Source organism: Comamonas kerstersii (assembly GCF_008801935.1).
Classification (GTDB): Bacteria; Pseudomonadota; Gammaproteobacteria; order Burkholderiales; family Burkholderiaceae_C; genus Comamonas; species Comamonas kerstersii.
In genome coordinates this window covers 54,382-72,506 of the sequence record NZ_VZOT01000006.1, presented here as the reverse complement: position 1 = coordinate 72,506, position 18,125 = coordinate 54,382, and the positions used below count along the sequence as shown (strand labels likewise).

The 18,125-nt window shown below is 61.1% G+C and carries 18 protein-coding genes; 11 read left to right on the top strand and 7 right to left on the bottom strand.

Going from position 1 to position 18,125, the window contains the following annotated elements; translation table 11 throughout:
* Nucleotides 1-49: 49 nt before the first annotated feature.
* Nucleotides 50-766, bottom strand: a complete 717-nt coding sequence (gene yihA, locus F7P80_RS10630) for a ribosome biogenesis GTP-binding protein YihA/YsxC (RefSeq protein ID WP_054065185.1) — start codon at nucleotides 764-766, stop codon at nucleotides 50-52.
* Between the two features lie 70 nt (nucleotides 767-836).
* Between yihA and F7P80_RS10625 the strand changes: the two genes are divergently transcribed.
* The 3 genes from F7P80_RS10625 to ccsB all read left to right on the top strand — a co-directional run bounded on the left by F7P80_RS10625 (nucleotide 837) and on the right by ccsB (nucleotide 5,086).
* On the top strand, nucleotides 837-1,460 hold the full coding sequence (locus F7P80_RS10625; RefSeq protein ID WP_054065186.1) for a c-type cytochrome: 624 nt from the start codon (nucleotides 837-839) through the stop codon (nucleotides 1,458-1,460).
* Nucleotides 1,461-1,577: 117 nt separating this feature from the next.
* Nucleotides 1,578-3,752, top strand: a complete 2,175-nt coding sequence (locus F7P80_RS10620; protein ID WP_151044647.1) for a cytochrome c biogenesis protein ResB — start codon at nucleotides 1,578-1,580, stop codon at nucleotides 3,750-3,752.
* Complete coding sequence (gene ccsB, locus F7P80_RS10615; protein WP_151044645.1) at nucleotides 3,749-5,086, top strand: c-type cytochrome biogenesis protein CcsB; 1,338 nt, start codon at nucleotides 3,749-3,751, stop codon at nucleotides 5,084-5,086. The genes F7P80_RS10620 and ccsB overlap by 4 nt, the downstream gene beginning before the upstream one ends.
* Nucleotides 5,087-5,152: 66 nt before the next feature.
* Here the strand turns inward: ccsB and F7P80_RS10610 are convergent, their stop codons facing one another.
* Nucleotides 5,153-5,347: a YqaE/Pmp3 family membrane protein gene (locus F7P80_RS10610; protein ID WP_054065189.1), complete on the bottom strand. Its 195-nt coding sequence runs from the start codon at nucleotides 5,345-5,347 to the stop codon at nucleotides 5,153-5,155.
* A gap of 164 nt (nucleotides 5,348-5,511) precedes the next feature.
* Here F7P80_RS10610 and F7P80_RS10605 point away from each other — a divergent pair, with 164 nt between their 5' ends.
* On the top strand, nucleotides 5,512-6,012 hold the full coding sequence (locus tag F7P80_RS10605) for a YbhB/YbcL family Raf kinase inhibitor-like protein (protein WP_054065190.1): 501 nt from the start codon (nucleotides 5,512-5,514) through the stop codon (nucleotides 6,010-6,012).
* A gap of 132 nt (nucleotides 6,013-6,144) precedes the next feature.
* Here F7P80_RS10605 and F7P80_RS10600 read toward each other — a convergent pair whose 3' ends face one another.
* The 4 genes from F7P80_RS10600 to F7P80_RS10585 form a co-directional block, all read right to left on the bottom strand.
* Entirely contained in the window at nucleotides 6,145-6,909 is a 765-nt protein-coding gene (locus F7P80_RS10600) for an amino acid ABC transporter ATP-binding protein (RefSeq protein ID WP_077344488.1), read from the bottom strand.
* 11 nt (nucleotides 6,910-6,920) lie between these two features.
* The gene (locus F7P80_RS10595; RefSeq protein ID WP_151044643.1) at nucleotides 6,921-7,574 is read right to left on the bottom strand and encodes an amino acid ABC transporter permease; all 654 of its coding nucleotides are present in this window, start codon (nucleotides 7,572-7,574) and stop codon (nucleotides 6,921-6,923) included.
* A gap of 14 nt (nucleotides 7,575-7,588) precedes the next feature.
* Complete coding sequence (locus F7P80_RS10590) at nucleotides 7,589-8,254, bottom strand: amino acid ABC transporter permease (RefSeq protein WP_054065193.1); 666 nt, start codon at nucleotides 8,252-8,254, stop codon at nucleotides 7,589-7,591.
* A gap of 147 nt (nucleotides 8,255-8,401) precedes the next feature.
* Nucleotides 8,402-9,202, bottom strand: coding sequence for a transporter substrate-binding domain-containing protein (locus tag F7P80_RS10585; protein ID WP_054065194.1), 801 nt, complete (start codon nucleotides 9,200-9,202; stop codon nucleotides 8,402-8,404).
* A 330-nt stretch (nucleotides 9,203-9,532) separates the two neighbouring features.
* Between F7P80_RS10585 and F7P80_RS10580 the strand changes: the two genes are divergently transcribed.
* The 6 genes from F7P80_RS10580 (at nucleotide 9,533) to F7P80_RS10555 (ending at nucleotide 15,525) form a co-directional block, all read left to right on the top strand.
* Nucleotides 9,533-10,405, top strand: coding sequence for a MurR/RpiR family transcriptional regulator (locus tag F7P80_RS10580; RefSeq protein WP_054065195.1), 873 nt, complete (start codon nucleotides 9,533-9,535; stop codon nucleotides 10,403-10,405).
* A 47-nt stretch (nucleotides 10,406-10,452) separates the two neighbouring features.
* Complete coding sequence (locus F7P80_RS10575) at nucleotides 10,453-11,691, top strand: diaminopropionate ammonia-lyase (protein WP_151044641.1); 1,239 nt, start codon at nucleotides 10,453-10,455, stop codon at nucleotides 11,689-11,691.
* Complete coding sequence (locus F7P80_RS10570; protein ID WP_151044639.1) at nucleotides 11,688-12,932, top strand: Zn-dependent hydrolase; 1,245 nt, start codon at nucleotides 11,688-11,690, stop codon at nucleotides 12,930-12,932. The genes F7P80_RS10575 and F7P80_RS10570 overlap by 4 nt, the downstream gene beginning before the upstream one ends.
* Nucleotides 12,933-13,004: 72 nt before the next feature.
* Complete coding sequence (locus F7P80_RS10565) at nucleotides 13,005-13,958, top strand: N-carbamoyl-D-amino-acid hydrolase (RefSeq protein ID WP_151044637.1); 954 nt, start codon at nucleotides 13,005-13,007, stop codon at nucleotides 13,956-13,958.
* 96 nt (nucleotides 13,959-14,054) lie between these two features.
* The gene (locus F7P80_RS10560; protein WP_151044635.1) at nucleotides 14,055-14,717 is read left to right on the top strand and encodes an aspartate/glutamate racemase family protein; all 663 of its coding nucleotides are present in this window, start codon (nucleotides 14,055-14,057) and stop codon (nucleotides 14,715-14,717) included.
* 16 nt (nucleotides 14,718-14,733) lie between these two features.
* Complete coding sequence (locus F7P80_RS10555; RefSeq protein WP_151044633.1) at nucleotides 14,734-15,525, top strand: transporter substrate-binding domain-containing protein; 792 nt, start codon at nucleotides 14,734-14,736, stop codon at nucleotides 15,523-15,525.
* Nucleotides 15,526-15,543: 18 nt separating this feature from the next.
* Here the strand turns inward: F7P80_RS10555 and F7P80_RS10550 are convergent, their stop codons facing one another.
* On the bottom strand, nucleotides 15,544-16,188 hold the full coding sequence (locus tag F7P80_RS10550; RefSeq protein WP_151044631.1) for a histidine phosphatase family protein: 645 nt from the start codon (nucleotides 16,186-16,188) through the stop codon (nucleotides 15,544-15,546).
* Nucleotides 16,189-16,522: 334 nt separating this feature from the next.
* On the opposite strand from F7P80_RS10550, the gene F7P80_RS10545 reads away from it, so the two are divergent.
* On the top strand, nucleotides 16,523-18,121 hold the full coding sequence (locus F7P80_RS10545) for an ABC transporter substrate-binding protein (protein ID WP_151044629.1): 1,599 nt from the start codon (nucleotides 16,523-16,525) through the stop codon (nucleotides 18,119-18,121).
* Nucleotides 18,122-18,125: the final 4 nt, after the last annotated feature.

Below are 18,125 nucleotides of genomic sequence, written 5' to 3'. Positions count from 1 at the left end.
TTAAAAATAAAGCCAGTCAATGACTGGCTTTATTGGTTGGGAGTTGCGGTCAGCCTTGGGTGCGGGGTGTGGGGACTGCTTCCAACACAGGAGGCAGACCTTCAGGATGGCTCCAGTGCCACAGCAGCTGCGCCACTTCGTTGACGCCCTGCTTCTTCAGAGCAGAGAACATGCGCACTTCACCACCTGCTGCATTGAGCTTGGTGATGGACAGAATCTTGGCCTGCTCGGAGCGCGTGAGCTTGTCCGCCTTGGTCAGCAGCACGAGGAACTTCAGTCCCTTTTCTACGCGGGGGCGCAGGGCGTGCAGCAGGGCTTCGTCCAGTTCAGTCAGGCCCAGGCGTGGGTCGCACAGCAGCACCACAGCGGTGAGGCTTTCGCGCTGCAGCAGGTAGTTGAGCATCACGCGCTGCCAGCGCTCCTTGTCCGAGTGTGAAACTGCGGCATAGCCGTAGCCTGGCAGGTCTGCCAGCACGGCATCCGTCACGCCCTGCTTGCCCAGCGCAAACAGGTTGATGTGCTGGGTGCGGCCGGGTTTCTTGGAGGCAAAGGCCAACTGCTTTTGCTGCGTCAAGGTGTTGATGGAGGTGGACTTGCCAGCGTTGGAGCGGCCCACGAAAGCGATTTCGGGCACGTCCACCTTGGGCAGTTGGTCCAGCTGGGCAGCTGTGGTGAGGAACCGCGCAGTATGCATCCAGCCCATTGCGATTTTGGGATCAATGAGGGAAGTTTGACCCGCAGCAAATGTAGAAGAGTTGGTCGTCATGGGGGAGTATTAAGCGTGAAGGCCTCATTGTAGAATCTGGCGGTTTTGCGGACATAACCAGACCCACAATATGAAGTTGCTCGCCTCTTTGATGACGGCTGCCGCGCTGGCAGCACCCGTTTTCCCGGCAATTGCTGCGGGTGAAACCCCTGCTAAGGCTGACCTCGTTCAGGGCCAGGCCAGCTATGAGGCTGTCTGCGCAGCATGTCATGGAGTGGATGGCAATTCACAGATTGTCATCAATCCCAAATTGGCACAACAACATCCTGAGTATTTGATCAAGCAATTGCACGATTTCAAGGACGACAAGCGTGCAGATCCTGTGATGAAGGGCTTTGCCATGATGCTGTCCGACGAAGAGATGAACAACATCTCTGCGTGGCTGGCACAGCAGAAGGCGCAGCCTGGTTATGCCACCGACAAGGAACTGGTGCAGCTGGGTGAGCGCATCTACCGTGGTGGCATTGCAGACCGCAATATTGCTGCCTGCGCCAGCTGCCACAGCCCCAATGGTGCCGGTATTCCCTCGCAGTACCCACGTCTGGCGGGTCAGCATGCGGACTACACCATCAAGCAGCTCAACACTTTCCGCGATGGCAGCCGTAACAACAGCGTGCAGATGCGTGATGTCGCCGCCAAGATGACGGATCGCGAGATCAAGGCGGTGGCTGACTATATTGCCGGCTTGCGCTAAATCAAACAGATGACGGTTTGAGCGGGAACTTGCCGCGCACAACGACTCTCATTCAGGGCGGGGCCATCGTGTACGATGGCCCCGCCTTTTGCTATCCGGGTTCCGGTGTTTTCTTCCATGTCTGATTCATCTTCTGACCAGCCTGCCCCGCACGACCGCCCACAGCATGTACGTGCAGTCATGGAACTGCTGGCATCCATGCGTTTTGCAATTGCCTTGCTCACCGTGATCTGTATTGCTTCGGTGGTCGGCACGGTCCTCAAGCAGCACGAACCTGCGGTCAATTACGTTAACCAGTTCGGACCTTTCTGGGCGGAGCTGTTTCTGGCGCTCAAGCTCAATGCGGTCTACAGCGCCTGGTGGTTCCTGCTGATCCTGGCATTTCTGGTGCTCAGCACCAGTCTGTGTCTGCTGCGCCATACACCCAAGTACCTGGCAGACCTGCGCAATTACAAGGAAAACATCCGCGTCCAGAGCCTGCAGGCCTTTCACCACAAGGCGCAGGCTGAACTGAATGAGGCGCCAGAGGCGGCAGCGCAGCGCATCGGCGGCGTGCTGGCGCGCAGTGGCTGGAAGGTCAAGCTGCAGGAGCGTGCCTTGCCTCAGGGCAAGGGCTATATGCTCGCGGCCAAGGCGGGTGCAGCCAACAAGCTGGGTTACATCGCTGCCCACACGGCGATTGTGCTGATCTGTATTGGTGGCCTGCTCGATGGTGACATGGTGGTGCGTGCGCAGATGTGGTTTGGTGACAAGACGCCATACACCGGCGTAGGCCGCATCTCGGACGTGCCTGAGCAGCACCGCCTGTCCATGCGCAACCCCACCTTCCGAGGCAATCTGATGGTGGCTGAGGGCACGCAGGCTGACACGGCCATTCTGAACCAGTCGGATGGCGTGCTGCTGCAGCCGCTGCCTTTCTCGGTAGAGCTGAAGAAGTTCATTGTCGAGTACTACGACACGGGTATGCCCAAGCTGTTTGCCAGCGACATCATCATCCACGACAAGGAAACTGGCGAGCAGATCGAAAAGCGTATTGAGGTCAACCATCCCGCCAGCTACCGCGGCATGGAGATCTACCAGTCCAGCTTTGACGATGGTGGCTCACGCGTGAAGCTGCAGGCCGTGCCGTTCACGCTGGGCGGAGAGGGGTTTGAGGTGGATGGTCATATTGGCACCAGCACCCAGCTGCTGCGTGCAGGCTCCAGCAAGCCCGAAGATGCGCTGACGCTGGAATTTACCGAACTGCGCACCATCAACGTCGAAAACTTCGGTTCGCAGAAAACACCGGGTGATACCGCCGTGGATGTGCGCAAGGTAGATCTGCGCAGTTCCATTGAGTCGCGCCTGGGTGCTGGTCACAAGACTACAGGTGGCAAGGACTTGCGCAATATCGGCCCCAGCATTGGCTACAAGCTGCGTGATGCTTCGGGCCAGGCGCGTGAATACCAGAACTACATGAGCCCTGTGGACCTGGGCGACGGTGGCGCTGTCTTCCTGCTGGGCGTGCGTGAGACACAGGCCGAGCCTTTCCGCTACCTGCGTCTGCCAGCCGATGAGCAGGGCAGCATGCAAGGCTTTATGCGTCTGCGCGCTGCGCTGATGGACCCCGCCATGCGTGAAGAAGCCGTGCGTCGCTATGCCAAGCAGGCGGTGCAGGAAGACCGCGCAGACCTGCGCGAAGCACTGGCGCAGTCTGCACTGCGCGTAGTGAACCTGTTTGCAGGGACTACGTTGGCCATCGACGGTGGCAAGCCTGATGGTGGCCTGCAGGCCGTGGCGCAGTTTATTGAGTCCAGTGTGCCGGAGGCCGAGCGTGAACGCGCCAGCGAAGTGCTGCTACGCATTCTGAATGGCGTGCTGTATGACCTGGCACAGCTCAGCCGTGAAAAAGCCGGACTGCCCGCTATGGAAGCTGGCCCGCAGACCCTGGCTTTCATGACGCAGTCCGTCTTTGCGCTCAGCGATGCGCAGTTCTACCCAGCGCCCATGGCTTTCATGCTGCAAGACTTTACCCAGGTGCAGGCCAGCGTGTTCCAGGTAGCGCGTGCTCCGGGGAAATACATTGTGTATCTGGGCTGTCTGTTCCTGATCATTGGCGTGTTTGCCATGCTGTATGTGCGTGACCGCCGTCTGTGGGTCTGGGTGGCAGCGCAAGATGGCAAGGCACAGGCCACGATGGCGCTGTCTTCCAACCGCAAGATCATGGACACTGACCGAGAATTTGAGCAATTGCAAGAAAAGCTGCTCCGCGCCCCCGGCAACGAGCATCCCCCCACGGAGCGTTCTGTATGAGTAGTACGACTACTTCCACCATCACCTTGAATGAGGGCTTTTTTGCACGCCGCAACTGGCTGGACTGGCTGTTTGCCGTGCTGGTGATTGCGGGCGGGGGCTTTGCCTTCCAGCGCTACAGCTATGCCATGGATGGCTACGAACAGGCCATTCTGGTGGGCACGGTGCCCTGCATGATCTGGCTGGGCTGGTTCTGGCGGCCGCTGCAAAAGCTGATGCTGGCCGTGGCAGCGCTGTCGCTGCTGGCGATCTGGCTGTATCAGGGGCCAGATGGTGTGGCGCAGATTGACCGTTCAGACACGGTCTTTGGCCTCAAATATTTTCTGTCCAGCCAGTCAGCCATCCTGTGGATGAGCATGCTGTGCTTCATGGCTACGGTGTTTTACTGGATTGGCCTGTTTGCCAAGGGCGAGCGTGACAGCTTCAGCAAGATCGGTTCGCGCATGGTCTGGATGGCAGTGACGCTGGCCCTGGTGGGCACCATGGTGCGCTGGTATGAGAGCTATCTGCTGGGGCCAGACATTGGCCACATTCCAGTGAGCAATCTGTACGAGGTGTTTGTGATGTTCATCTGGATGACATCGCTGTTCTACCTCTACTACGAAGCGCAGTACAAGACCCGCGCGCTGGGTGGTTTTGTGATGCTGGTGGTCAGCGCTGCCGTGGGCTTTCTGCTCTGGTACACCGTGGTGCGTGAGGCGCATGAAATCCAGCCCCTGGTGCCTGCACTGCAAAGCTGGTGGATGAAGCTGCACGTGCCGGCCAACTTTATTGGCTATGGCACTTTTGCGCTGGCGGCCATGGTGGCCTTTGCCTATCTGATCAAGCAACAGGCGCAGGAGACGCGGTGGTACAAGCTGGCACCGCTGTGGCTGCTGGGCGTGGCCCTGTGCTTTGAGCCGCTGGCTTTCCGCCAGAGCCAGGAAACGGGTGGCAGCTACTGGATTGTGTACTTTGGCATTTCTGCCCTGATCGTGGCAGCCATTCTGGCAGCACGCAAACAGATTGCATCACGTCTGCCCAGCTATGAAATTCTGGACGATGTGATGTACAAGTCCATCGCCGTGGGCTTTGCCTTCTTCACCATTGCCACCGTGCTGGGGGCGCTGTGGGCCGCAGAAGCCTGGGGCGGCTACTGGAGCTGGGACCCCAAGGAAACCTGGGCACTCATCGTCTGGCTGAACTACGCTGCCTGGCTGCACATGCGCCTGATGAAGGGCCTGCGCGGCACGGTATCGGCATGGTGGGCGCTGGTGGGTCTGGCCATCACCACCTTTGCCTTCCTGGGCGTGAATATGTTCCTGTCTGGCCTGCACAGCTATGGTGAGCTGTAAGCGCTGCGCAGCAGTCGGAGCAACAAAAAGGAGCGCCTTGGCGCTCCTTTTTTTCATGGGCTGTGCTTACTGGCGATCGCCCAGTGCACGCTGGATCTTCTGGTCGGTCTTGTACTGGCTCAACGCATAGACGGCCCAGATGGCAGCAGGCACCCAGCCAATCAGGGTGATCTGCAAAATCAGGCACAGCAGCCCGGCAAAGGGGCGGCCAATGGTGAAGAACACGGAAAACGGCAGAAGCAGGGCAAGCAGCAGGCGCATGGCAGTACAGAAAAGCGTTGTCAAAATGGGCCGGGAGCAGTGCCCGGGCATGGGGGCAAGTATCGCCGCAGTAGCTGCTTTGTGCATGCCATGGCTTGCAGGGGCCGAGCGGCAGGGCATACTTTGCGGGTCTGATGACTGATGTGATAAGGAGCCACAGAGACATGAGCAGCTTTCAACTGACCAGCCCCGACATTCCCGCAGACGGCAGCATCGCCCCCGTGTTTGAGTCCGACATGTTCGGCTGCGGCGGTGCCAACCAGTCGCCCGTGCTGCAGTGGAGCGGCGCACCCGAAGGCACCAAGAGCTTTGCCGTGACCGTGTATGACCCCGATGCACCGACGGGCTCGGGCTGGTGGCACTGGATGGTGATCAATATTCCCGCCAGTGTCACAGAACTTAAGGCCAACGCCGGAGACAAGAGCGGCGCCAACCTGCCCGACGGCGCACGCCAGATGCGCAATGACTATGGCATCTACGCCTGGGGTGGCATGTGCCCGCCACCGGGTGACAAACCCCACCGCTACATCTTCACGGTGCATGCGCTGTCGGTGGACAGGCTCGATATTCCCGAAGACGCGACCACGGCAGTGGGCGGCTTCATGATCAACGCCAACACCATTGCCAAGGCATCGTTTACCTCGACCTACGCACGCGCGGCGTAAAGAACTTTTCAAAAACTGAAGCGGCTAGCGCTGAATATTTGCGGGTTTCAGATGGTTTTGTATCTGAAATCAAGCAAACACAAGCGCTAGCCGCTTTGTTTTTAGGAGTTTTAAGCGTTTGTTGACACGCTTTTAATGCGTGTTCATGCCCAGAAACTGCCGCAGCTCCGGTGTCCTGGGGTTGCCAAACAGTTCCTCGGGAGGGCCCATTTCATGCACCTTGCCCTGGTGCATAAAGACGACCTGGTCGCTCACCTTGCGTGCAAAGTTCATTTCATGCGTGACCATGACCAGGGTCATGCCCTGCTCGGCCAGGCTTTCCACCACGCTGAGCACTTCGCCGACCAGCTCGGGGTCGAGTGCCGAGGTCACTTCGTCACACAGCAGAATTTCCGGGTCCATGGCCAGTGCACGGGCAATGGCCACGCGCTGCTGCTGCCCGCCCGAGAGCTGGTCGGGCATGGCATCAAACTTTTCTGCCAGACCCACACGCGCCAGCAGGCGCTCGGCATTGCTGCGTGCCACGTCCTTGGGCTGGTCCATGACCAGCGTGGGGGCCAGCATCACATTGCGGCCGACCGACAGGTGCGGAAACAGGTTGAAACTCTGGAAGATCATGCCCACGTTCTTGCGCAGCTCGCGCATGGCCTGCGGGTTGTCGGCCTGCAGGGGCTGGCCGTGCACCGTCAGCTGGCCTTCCTGAAAGACTTCCAGGCCGTTGATGCAGCGCAGCAGCGTGCTCTTGCCGGAGCCGCTCTTGCCGATGATGGAGACCACTTCGCCGCGCTGGATCTGCAGGTCTACGCCCTTGAGCACTTCATTGCTGCCGTAGCGTTTGCGCAGACCACGGATATCGACCAGTGGCAGGATGGGAGGGGAGGAAACAGGTGCAGTCATAGGTCTCAGATTCAGGAACGTTGGGGGGGCAGGCGGCGCTCCAGGCGCTGGCTCCACAGCGACAGCGGAAAGCACAGGGCAAAGTACAGGGCGGCTACGCAGCCGTAGACCAGGAAGGGCTCAAACGTGGCGTTGGCAATCAGCTGGCCAGCCTTGGTGATTTCGATAAAACCAATCACGCTGGTCAGTGCTGTGCCCTTGATGATCTGCACCACAAAACCGGCGGTGGGCGCAATGCTCAGACGCATGGCCTGCGGCAGGATGACGTGGCGCAGCTGCTCGGTAAAGCTCATGGCCAGGCTGGCCGAGGCTTCCCACTGGCCACGGGGCACGGATTCCACGCAGCCGCGCCAGATGTCACTCAGATAGGCGGCGGAGTACAGCGTCAGGCAGACGCTGGCAGCCAGCAGGGGCGAGGTGTCGATACCGATCAGCGCCAGACCAAAGTAGGTCAGAAAGATCTGCATCAGCAGCGGCGTGCCCTGAAAGATCTGCACATACAGGCTCACACAGCGGGTGGCGCCGGGCAGCTTGGACAGGCGCAGCACCAGCAGACCCAGACCCAGCAGTGCGCCGCAGACAAAGGCGATGACGGACAGCGCTACCGTCCAGCGCAGGGCCAGCAGCAGTTGGTAGGCAATGTCCCAGAAGGTGAATTCAACCATGGTGTCTCTCCGGGTCAGGCGCGGCGGCGGCCAAAGATAAAGCGGGGGCCGATCCACACCAGGAACTGGCGCAGCAGCACGGCCAGCATCAGGTACACCAGCGTGACGACGATGTAGCTTTCAAAGCTGCGGAAGGTGCGGCTGGAGATCAGATTGGCGGCGTAGGACAGCTCTTCGGTCGAGATCTGGCTGCACACGGCAGAGCCCAGCATCACGATGATCATCTGGCCGGTCAGCGCGGGCCACACGCGGCCCAGCGAAGGGGGGAGCACCACACGGGTAAAGGTCTGCCAGCGGTTCAGGGCCAGGCTCATGGCCGCTTCCAGCTGGCCGCGCGGCGTGGCTTCAATGCCAGCGCGGATCTGCTCGCAGGCATAGGCGCCCAGGTTCAGCGTCATGGCCAGAATGCTGGCGGTCTCTGGCGACAGGCGCACGCCCATGGAGGGCAGGCCGAAGAACAGAAAAAACAGCTGGATGATGAACGGGGTGTTGCGAAACACCTCCACATAGGTGGCGACCAGCGTGCGCACCGCCAGCCCGGCATGCAGGCGGGCCCAGGCGCAGGCAATGCCAAGCATCACGCCCATGGGCAGTGCAAAGGCGGTGAGCACAAGGGTGAGCAGCAGCCCTTTGAGCAGCATTGGCCAATTGGCCAGCACTGGTAAGAAATCCATGGTCATGGGCAACTCTTGTGAAAACGGAATCCGGAAAACGGTGTGGGCCTTGCACCCACTGGGGCGCAGGCAGTCCGTGCCTGCGCGTTCAGGTTCGCAGCTGTGTCATCCCCGGTGCGGCAGCGTAGTCAGGGGTGACGGCGCAGCGATGGATCAGTCAGGCAGGTTGCCCGCACCGCGACCCAGCCACTTCTGCGAATAGGCTTCAATGGTCCCGTCGGTCTTGGCGGTGCGCAGGATGTCGTTGACCTTGTTCAGCAGCTCGGTTTCACCCTTGCGCACACCGATGTAGTTGGGCGAATCCTTGATCAGCAGCTTGTACTCCGCCTGCACCTTGGGGTTCTTCTGGAGCGCAGCAGCGGCTACGGCAGCACCCACGGCCACAAACTGGGTCTGCTGGCTCATGAAGGCCGCCATGGTGGAGTTGTCGTCTTCAAAGCGCTGAATCTTCAGTGTCTTGGGGGCCAGCTCCTGCAGGGCATCGTCCTGGATGGTGCCGCGTGTCACGGACAGGGTCTTGCCGCCCAGATCCTCAAAGCTCTTGATCTCCACGTCCTTGGGGCCGAACACGGCCTGGAAGAAGGGGGCATAGGCCACGGTGAAGTCGATCACCTTGGCGCGCTCTTCGTTCTTGCCCAGGGAGGAGACGATCAGATCAATCTTCTTGGACTGCAGGTAGGGAATGCGGTTGGGGGTACTCACGGGCACCAGCTCGGCCTTCACGCCCAGCTTGTCGGCAATCAGCTGCGCCACGGCCACGTCCATGCCGGTGGGCTTGAAGTCAGGGCCCATGTAGCCATACGGTGGGTAGTCGGTAGGAATGCCCAGTGCGATGGACTTCTTGTCCAGAATGTTTTGCAGGGACTTGTCTTCCTGGGCGTAGGCACCGGAAGCAACGGTCAGGGCAGTCACAGCAACGGCGCTGACGGCAAAAAGGCGGCGGGTCAGGGACATGTTGAACACTCCGTGGAACAAAAAATTTCAGATGGAGTGCTCTGAGCACAGACCGTGCCAGCTTTTTGAAATCTGAGTTTCAGCGGTGGTGCTGGGCTGTTTCAGCGCGTGGGTGCTGGCTGCACAGCTGTATACAAAAACGGTGACAAAGCCTTGATTCACAAGGAAGGGGGCAATGCGTGCAAACAGGCATTGCTTTTGCATTCCAGGTGCTGAACATGAAACCAAAGTGCCAGCATTTCAAGAAACTGGCACAAAAGTTTCATAAGTTGGTGCAGACCGTCTCCATGTTGGTGCGGCGCACCACGTTGGAGACACAAGGCCTTTTGTATGACGCACACCGCCACTGCCACCACGCTGGAATCACGCATCCGCCATGTCTATGGCGCGCTGTCTGATGCAGAGCGAAAGATTGCCGACGTCGTGCTGGCACGCCAGCGCGAGCTGCTGGGCTACTCGGCCACGGAGCTGGCCCATCTGGCTGGCACATCCAAGTCCAGCGCAGCCCGTTTTTTCCGCAGTCTGGGTTACGCCGGGTATGACGAGTTTCGCCATGCGCTGCGCCAGGCACAGGAGCAGCAGTCACCGCTAGCCCGCATGCAGGGCAAGCGCAGCAGCGACAGCGTGGGTCAGCAGTTTCAGGCGCATCTGCAGCTGGATGCCGCACGCCTGCAGGAATGGTCAGAAGCCGTGCCCCAGGCACAGCTGGAAGCCGCACTGGCCCTGCTGCGCAAGGCACGCAAGGTCTGGGTGGTGGGCTATCGCCACAGCCACCTGACGGCGTTCTATGCGCAGTCGCTGCTGGCCCAGGTGCGGCCTGAGGTGCTCACGCTCAACGACGCGGCCGGGCGCGAGGCGGATCTGCTGGCCTGCGCCAGCGACAAGGATGTGGTGCTGGCCGTGGACTTTCGCCGCCGCAGCACACGCCTGCCGCAGGTGCTGGCAGCAGCACGCACCGTGGGTGCCCAGACCGTGGTGCTGACCGATGCGCCCGTATCTGCACTGGCCATGCAGGCGCAGGTGGTGCTGCGCTGCGGTGCCAGCAGCCAGCAGGGCCTGTTTGATTCCTATGTCTGTGGCGTCAGCCTGGTGAACTTTCTGGCCGCCACGCTGGCGCAGCAGCTGCGCAACGCCACGCAGGAGCGGCTGGCGCGCATTGAACGCCTGCATGTGGCCTTGAACGATCTGGAGCCGCAGCTGTGAAGGCTGCGGCCTGTATGCAACCTCTTTTTTCCTGACCGAAAGCCTGTATGACTGCTTCCGTACTCCCCTCCCTGACCGTTGAATGCCTGGCCAATCCGGCAGCCAACCGCATGACCCCCTATGGCGCGCGCCGCAGTGAAATTCTGGGCGCCGATGCGCTGGCGCTGGCGCAGCGCGAACTCACGCAATGGCAGGGCTATGCCGTCACGCCACTGCACAGCCTGCCCGCACTGGCACAGGCCATGGGCGTAGCCAGCGTGCACTACAAGGATGAAGGCAGCCGCTTTGGCCTGGGCAGCTTCAAGGCGCTGGGTGGAGCCTATGCGGTGGCTCGTCTGCTGTGCCGTGAGCTGGGTGCCCAGCTGGGCCGCACGCTCACCACGCAAGACCTGCTCACGCCCGAGCTGCGTGCCCTGTGCGGTGGCATCACCGTCACCTGCGCTACCGATGGCAACCACGGCCGCTCCGTCGCCTGGGGCGCGCAGCTGTTTGGCTGCCAGTGCGTGATCTACATCCACGCCACCGTCAGCGAAGGTCGCAAGGAGGCCATTGCGCAATACGGTGCACAGGTGGTGCGCACGGCAGGCAACTATGACGATGCCGTGCGCCAGGCCGATCTGGATGCCAAGCAGTACGGCCGTTTTGTGATTTCTGACACCTCCTACCCCGGCTACATGGATGTGCCGCGCGATGTGATGCAGGGCTACCAGCTCATGGTGGAAGAAGCCGCGCAGCAGCTGCCTGAGCGCCCCACGCACATCTTTGTGCAGGCTGGGGTGGGTGGACTGGCCGCCGCCGTCTGCGGCTACTTCTGGGAGCGTGATGCGGGTGACCGCCCCATCTATGTGGTGGTGGAGCCAGACAAGGCCGACTGCCTGACGCAAAGCGCCAAGGCCGGGCAGCTGACGGCGGTGACGGGTGATATCGACACGCTGATGGCAGGTCTGGCCTGTGGTGAGGTCTCGCACCTGGCCTGGGAGATTCTGGAAAAAGGCACAGATGCCTTCTGCGTGATTCCTGACGATGCCGCCGTGGCGGCCATGCGCCTGCTGGCCCACCCGCTGGGCAATGACCCAGTGATCGTCGCCGGTGAATCTGCCGTAGCCGGAGTGGCGGCCGCCATTGCCGCCAGCCAGAGCGATGCTGCCAGGCAGATGCTGGGCCTGAATGCCGACAGCCGCATTCTGTTCTTTGGCTCTGAAGCTGCGACCGACCCTGCGCTGTACGAACAGCTGGTGGGTGAAAGCGCCGAAGCCGTGGCCGCCCGTGCCAAGGAGCGTGCATGAGCGATCTGAACACTTTGCGCATTGACGGTGCGCGCCTGTTGCAGCGCCTGCGTGATCTGTGCCAGTTTGGTGCGCTCGAAGGGGGCGGCACCAACCGCCTGGCGCTCAGCGATGCCGACCAAGCAGCCCGCGACTGGACCGTGCAGCAGATGCGTGATCTGGGCATGGAGGTGCAGATTGACGCGATTGGCAACGTGGTCGCCACCTATGCGGGCACGGAGGCCGACGCTCTGCCCGTGATGACGGGCAGCCATATCGACACCGTGCGCACCGGCGGCCTGTATGACGGCAACTATGGCGTGATGGCTGGGCTGGAAGTGGTGGCCACGCTGCGCGATGCGGGGCTGCGCACGCGCCGTCCCTTGCAGGTGGCGTTTTTCACCAACGAGGAGGGTGCACGCTTTCAGCCGGACATGCTGGGCAGCCTGGTCATGGTGGGTGGCATGCCGCTCGAAGCAGCGCTGGCCACCCAAGCCGTGGACAACGGCGCACGCCTGGGTGATGAACTGCAGCGCATTGGCTACGCAGGCTCAGCCCCCGTGGGCGCACCCAAGGTGCACCGCTTTGTGGAACTGCACATTGAACAAGGCCCGGTGCTGGAGCAGCAGGGCGTAGACATTGGTGTGGTCGAGGGTGTGCAGGGTATCTGCTGGATGGAGCTGCACTTTCAGGGCACCAGCAACCACGCAGGCACCACGCCCATGGCACTGCGCCATGACGCAGGCATGTGCGCCATGCGCGTGGCGGCCTTTGTGGCCGATCTGGTGCAGCGCTACGGAGGCCGCCAGCTGGGCACCGTGGGGGCCGTACAGCTCAAGCCCAATCTGATCAATGTGATTGCCAGCGAAGCGCTGATGACCGTGGACATGCGCAATACCGACGGCCAGCGTCTGCGCGATGCACAGGCTGAGGTGCTGGCTTTTGCACGGGGGCTGGCTGCCCAGCAAGGTGTGCAGTTCAGCCACCGCCAGCTGGCGGACTTTGAACCGGTGGCCTTTGATGCACAGCTGGTGCACCGCGTGGAGCAGCACGCGCAGGCGCTGGGCCTGTCCACGCTGCGTATGCCCAGTGGCGCAGGTCATGACGCGCAGATGCTGGCCCGCATCTGCCCCACTGCCATGGTGTTTGTGCCCAGTGCGCAAGGCCTGTCGCACAACGTGCGCGAGCACACCGATGCCCACCAGCTGGAGCAGGGTGCGAATGTGCTGCTGCAGGTGTTGCTGGAAGCTGCGAATAGCTAAGAAGTTTTGAAAGAAATTGGCTGCTATCGCAGATGTAGCAAGCGCTGGCAGCTATCAAAGGAAGAGTTAAAAATGAGCCGTATTGTCAATGTTGCCCTGGGCCAGCTGGGGCCCGTGCAGAAAGCGGATTCGCGTGCCAGCGTGGTCAAGCGCCTGTGTGAAATGATGCGCGAGGCCAAGAGCCTGGGCGCGGATGTTATTGTCTATCCCGAGCTGGCGCTGACCACCTTTTTCCCGCGCTGGTACATCGAAGATCAGGCCGAGCTGCACAGCTACTACGAGCGTGAAATGCCCAGCCGCGACACCATGCCGCTGTTCGAGCTGGCACGCGATCTGGGCATTGGCTTTTCCCTGGGCTATGCCGAGCTGGCGGAGGAAGAGGGCCAGCTCATGCAGTACAACACCGCCATCCTCGTGGACAAGCGCGGCCAGATTGTGGGCAAGTACCGCAAGATCCACGTGCCCGGTCACTTCGAGCACGAGCCCTGGCGCAAATTCCAGCATCTGGAAAAACGTTACTTCACACCCGGCAAACACTTTGGTGTGTACCAGGCCTTTGGCGGCACCATGGGCATGGCGCTGTGCAACGACCGCCGCTGGGCCGAGAGTTACCGCGTCATGGCGCTGCAGGGCGCGGAGATGATCTTTATTGGCTACAACACGCCCGTACACAACGCACCCGCGCCGCAGCACGATGATCTGTCGCTGTTCCACAACCAGCTCTCTGTGCAGGCCGGGGCCTACCAGAACGGCTGCTGGGTGGCCAGCGTGGCCAAGGGCGGGGTGGAAGAGGGCGTGGACAGCATTGCAGGCAGCCTGATGGTGGCCCCCAGCGGCGAAGTCGTGGCGCGCTGCATCACCAAGGATGACGAAGTGGTGCTGGGCCGTGCAGATCTGGACTTCTGCGCCGTCTACAAGCGCACCACGTTCAACTTTGACCTGCACCGTCACCCCGAGTGCTATGGCCTGATCGTGCAGAAAAAGGGCGAAACCCTGGCGGCTGACGGCACGCCGTGGAAGGGGTGAGCATCCTGTGAGTCACGCCGCTCGGGTGAAACACTGTTCATCCCGAGCGCGGCGAAGTTGTATACAGAATTGGCACACATCCTGCTTGATGTGTGCATGCACATTCTGCTGCTCAACCCCAACACCCATGCACAGACCACCACCATGATGGTGCGGCTGGTGCAGCAGCAGTTGCCTGCTGGCTGGCAGGTATGCGGTGTCACCGCCAGCGATGGGGTGCCCCTGATCACGAATGAGGCAGAGCTGGAAGCAGCAGCTGCCCCGGTACAAAGCTGCTGGGCGCAGGCTCTGCAGAGCCCCGGTGTGCGCTGGGATGGCGTCATCCTGGCGTGCTTTGCCGACCCGGCGATCGCCTGGCTGCGCAAGGCCACAGGCATTCCCTGCGTGGGCATTGGTGAGGCCGCGCTGCGCGCTGCCAGTGCAGGCCAGCGCCGCTTCGGCATTGCAACGACCACCCCGCAGCTGGATGCGCCCATGCGCGCCATGGTGCAGCGCCTGGGGCTGGAAGACCTCTATACCGGGGCCCGCTATACAGCAGGCAGCCCCTTGCACCTGGTGGCACAGGCCGATGCATTGAACCAGCAGCTGTACCAGGCGGTACAGCACTGCGTGGCAGATGATGGTGCACAGGCTGTGGTGATCGGCGGAGGCCCGCTGGGCCAGGCTGCACAGACACTGGCTGCACACACCAGCACTCCCTTGATTGCTCCGCTGACTGCTGCTGCGCAGTGGATGCAGCACACCTTGACCTCCTCTTGAAAAGCGAGCTGACACCATGAAGCAAAAACTCTGTACCTTCGCCCTGAATGTGGTGGCTCTGGCCACTTTGTGCACGGGGGCTGTCCATGCCAGCAGTGTGCTGGAGCAGATCGAAAGCACGAAAAAAGTGCGCATTGCGATTCCTACCGACTACCCGCCTTACGGCATGGTGGGCATTGACATGAAGCCCCAGGGCCTGGACATCGACATGGCGCGCTATGTGGCAGACAAGCTGGGCGCCAAAGTCGAGCTGGTGCCTGTGGTCAGCGCCAACCGTGTGCCTTATCTGCAGACGGGCAAGGTGGATCTGGTGATCTCCACACTGGGCAAGACCGAAGAACGCGCCAAGGTGGTGGACTTTTCTCACAGCTACTCCCCGTTCTTTCAGGCGCTGTTTGCACCCAAGGGGCTGGAGATCAAGGACTGGAGTGATTTAAGCGGCAAGACGGTTTCTGTCACGCGCGGAGCCATGGCTGACAGCGAACTGAGCAAAGTTGCACCCGCGGGCACGCAGATACGCCGCTTTGAAGACCATATCGGCACCGTTGCTGCCTATACCTCCGGGCAGGTACAGGCGATTGCTACCAGTGCCGGTGAAGGTGATGCCATCAACCGACAGGCCCCCAAGCTGGGCAATGAGCTCAAGCTCATCCTCAAGGTCAGCCCGAACTATATCGGGGTGAAAAAAGGGGAGTCCGCACTGCTGGAGCGCATCAACGCCATCGTGCTGGAAGCCAAAAACAGCGGAGAGCTGGATCGCCTGTCACAGAAGTGGCTGAAGCAGCCAGCAGGCGATCTGCCGCTGTAAACAGGCGTCTACACGGGGCTAGCTCAGCAGCTCATCACGGGCGCTCTGGCCCTGCAGATGGGCCACATCCCCCCAGCCCACCAGCGTCAGCCCTTCGGGTGTCCACAGCAGGCGGTTGATGGCTGCGTTGTGCAGCTCCCAGGTGCGGGGGGCCTGCAAGTCCTGGTGGGTGGCCAGGCGGTAGAGCATGTCCATGACGCCGCCGTGTGCCACCAGTGCAATCTGGCCGCCCATGTGCTGCGAGGCCAGACGGTCTACCGTGTGCTGAATGCGGCTGCGCAGCATGGCCAGCGATTCGCCGCCGCCATCGGGCACAAAGTCCGGGTCGCGCTTGCGCCAGCGCAGGGCCTGCTCGGGCTGCTCGGCCTCGGCTTCCTTGAAGGTGCGCCCCTCAAAGCTGCCAAAGCAGCGCTCGCGCAGGCCTGCATCGGGCTGTACGGGGCAGCCCGTGGTCTGGCCTACAGCCTGCGCCGTACTCAGTGCGCGCTGCAGGTCGCTGCTGTAGATGGCATCCAGGCGCTCATCCGCCAGCGCAGCACCTGCGCGCTCGGCCTGCCACAGGCCGATGTCGTTGAGAGGAATGTCCAGATGCCCCTGGATGCGGGCGTCCACGTTCCAGGCGGTTTCGCCGTGGCGTATGGCAATGATGCGGGTAGCTTGCATGCAGCAAAGTGGGCCAGCAGGCCCTCGGAAGAAAAGGCAAAGCCAACATGCTTGCCCGGCACTGTGCAGCAGCGCTGTCATCGGCAAGCAGCGAATCCGCCATTGTCTCGCATGCGCGCATACAACGCCTGTGCAGGCGAAACAAGATTTTTTGCGTGAAGGCAAGCAAGTTGTGCGCTTTTTGCGTGAATTCAGGTGCTTCTCGCTATAAACATGAGCAGAAAAAGCAAGAAGCGACAAGCGGCGCAGTTTTTGCATCGCTAGGCAAAGCCCTAGGGCTATGTACGCACCGTCCGTGGCATACCGACACTTTCACCTGACTGAGGAGATACACATGATTCTGAAGACTCTGGGTACCGCATTGCTGGCCGCAGGCCTGCTCACTTCTGCAGCACTGGTACAGGCTGAAACGGTGCGCTGGTCGCGCTCGGCCGATGTGACCACGCTGGACCCCCATGTGTTCAATACCGGCACCAACTTTGTGCTCATGCACCAGATGTATGAGACGCTGGTCAACCGCACGGCCGATGGCAAGCTCAAGCCCCTGCTGGCGACCGAGTGGAAGATGCTGGAGAGTGACCCCACGGTCTGGGAGTTCAAGCTGCGCCCTAACGTCAAGTTCCATGACGGCACGCCGCTGACGGCCAAGGATGTGGTCTTCTCGCTCAACCGCGCACGTGGCCCCAATGCACAGGTCAAGTCGCTGCTGGCTTCGGTGGACAGCATCAAGGCCGTGGATGACCTGACCGTGCACGTCAAGACCAAGGGCCCGAACCTGATCTTCCCGAACAACCTGACCAACCTCTTCATCATGAGCGAGGACTGGGCCAAGAAGAACAACGCCACGGAAACCCAGGACCCCAACAGCAAGCAGGAAAACGGTGCGACCCGCGCGGTCAACGGCACAGGCGCTTTCATGCTGGCTTCGCGTGAAATCGACAGCAAGACGGTGATGAAGCAAAACCCCAACTACTGGGGCAAGGACCAGGTGGGTGATGTGACCGAGCTGGTCTATCTGCCCATCAAGTCACCCGCCACACGCGTGGCTGCACTGCTGTCGGGTGAAGTGGACTTTGCCCAGGACATTCCCGCGCAGGACGTGGCGCGCCTGAAGCAGGACAGCAAGCTGCGCATCAACGAAGGGCCTGAGAACCGCTCCATCTTCCTGGGCCTGAACGTGGGCGCGGCAGAGCTCAAGTCCAGCAACGTCAAGGGCAAGAACCCGCTGGCCGACCCCAAGGTGCGCGAAGCCATTGAACTGGCGATTGACCGCGATGCCATCAAGCGTTCGGTGATGCGAGGCCTGTCCAACCCCTCGGGCGTGATGGCGCCTCCCTTTGTCAACGGCTATGACAAGAGCATGGCAGCCTACAACAAGGCTGACATCAACAAGGCCAAGCAGCTGCTCAAGGAGGCTGGCTATCCCGATGGCTTCACCATCACACTGCACTCGCCCAATGACCGCTATGTGAATGACGAGGCCATCAGCACTGCCATTGCGGGCTTTCTGGGGCGCATTGGTATCAAGACGGAAGTGTCCTCGCGCCCCATTGCGCAGCACAGCGTCTCCATCGTGAATGCCGACAGCGACTTCTACCTCTACGGCTGGGGCGTGCCCACCTATGACTCGGCCTATATCTTTGACTTCCTGGTGGCCACCCGTGGCAAGGAAGGCCGTGGGGCGCTGAACGCTACTGGCTACAGCAATCCTGAGGTGGATGCCAAGATCATCTCGCTGTCTTCCGAGAGCGATGTGGCCAAGCGCAATGACACCATCAAGCAGATCTGGGATGTGGTGCAGAAAGAGCGCTTCTACATTCCGCTGCATGACCAGGTCATCCACTTCGCTTCGGTCAAGTCCATCGACGTTCCCGTGCACCCTGACAACACGCTGCACTTCAAGGACGTAAAGATCAACAAGAACGCCAAGTAAGCCC

Bases quoted from the DNA above. Each gene is read 5' to 3' on its own strand.
- F7P80_RS10565 (WP_151044637.1), top strand. From the start codon at position 13,005: ATGAGCCGTATTGTCAATGTTGCCCTGGGCCAGCTGGGGCCCGTGCAG.
- F7P80_RS10595 (WP_151044643.1), bottom strand. From the start codon at position 7,574: ATGGTTGAATTCACCTTCTGGGACATTGCCTACCAACTGCTGCTGGCC.
- ccsB (WP_151044645.1), top strand. From the start codon at position 3,749: ATGAGTAGTACGACTACTTCCACCATCACCTTGAATGAGGGCTTTTTT.
- F7P80_RS10625 (WP_054065186.1), top strand. From the start codon at position 837: ATGAAGTTGCTCGCCTCTTTGATGACGGCTGCCGCGCTGGCAGCACCC.
- F7P80_RS10560 (WP_151044635.1), top strand. From the start codon at position 14,055: ATGCACATTCTGCTGCTCAACCCCAACACCCATGCACAGACCACCACC.
- F7P80_RS10550 (WP_151044631.1), bottom strand. From the start codon at position 16,188: ATGCAAGCTACCCGCATCATTGCCATACGCCACGGCGAAACCGCCTGG.
- yihA (WP_054065185.1), bottom strand. From the start codon at position 766: ATGACGACCAACTCTTCTACATTTGCTGCGGGTCAAACTTCCCTCATT.
- F7P80_RS10590 (WP_054065193.1), bottom strand. From the start codon at position 8,254: ATGACCATGGATTTCTTACCAGTGCTGGCCAATTGGCCAATGCTGCTC.
- F7P80_RS10620 (WP_151044647.1), top strand. From the start codon at position 1,578: ATGTCTGATTCATCTTCTGACCAGCCTGCCCCGCACGACCGCCCACAG.
- F7P80_RS10600 (WP_077344488.1), bottom strand. From the start codon at position 6,909: ATGACTGCACCTGTTTCCTCCCCTCCCATCCTGCCACTGGTCGATATC.
- F7P80_RS10555 (WP_151044633.1), top strand. From the start codon at position 14,734: ATGAAGCAAAAACTCTGTACCTTCGCCCTGAATGTGGTGGCTCTGGCC.
- F7P80_RS10570 (WP_151044639.1), top strand. From the start codon at position 11,688: ATGAGCGATCTGAACACTTTGCGCATTGACGGTGCGCGCCTGTTGCAG.
- F7P80_RS10575 (WP_151044641.1), top strand. From the start codon at position 10,453: ATGACTGCTTCCGTACTCCCCTCCCTGACCGTTGAATGCCTGGCCAAT.
- F7P80_RS10610 (WP_054065189.1), bottom strand. From the start codon at position 5,347: ATGCGCCTGCTGCTTGCCCTGCTTCTGCCGTTTTCCGTGTTCTTCACC.
- F7P80_RS10585 (WP_054065194.1), bottom strand. From the start codon at position 9,202: ATGTCCCTGACCCGCCGCCTTTTTGCCGTCAGCGCCGTTGCTGTGACT.
- F7P80_RS10545 (WP_151044629.1), top strand. From the start codon at position 16,523: ATGATTCTGAAGACTCTGGGTACCGCATTGCTGGCCGCAGGCCTGCTC.
- F7P80_RS10605 (WP_054065190.1), top strand. From the start codon at position 5,512: ATGAGCAGCTTTCAACTGACCAGCCCCGACATTCCCGCAGACGGCAGC.
- F7P80_RS10580 (WP_054065195.1), top strand. From the start codon at position 9,533: ATGACGCACACCGCCACTGCCACCACGCTGGAATCACGCATCCGCCAT.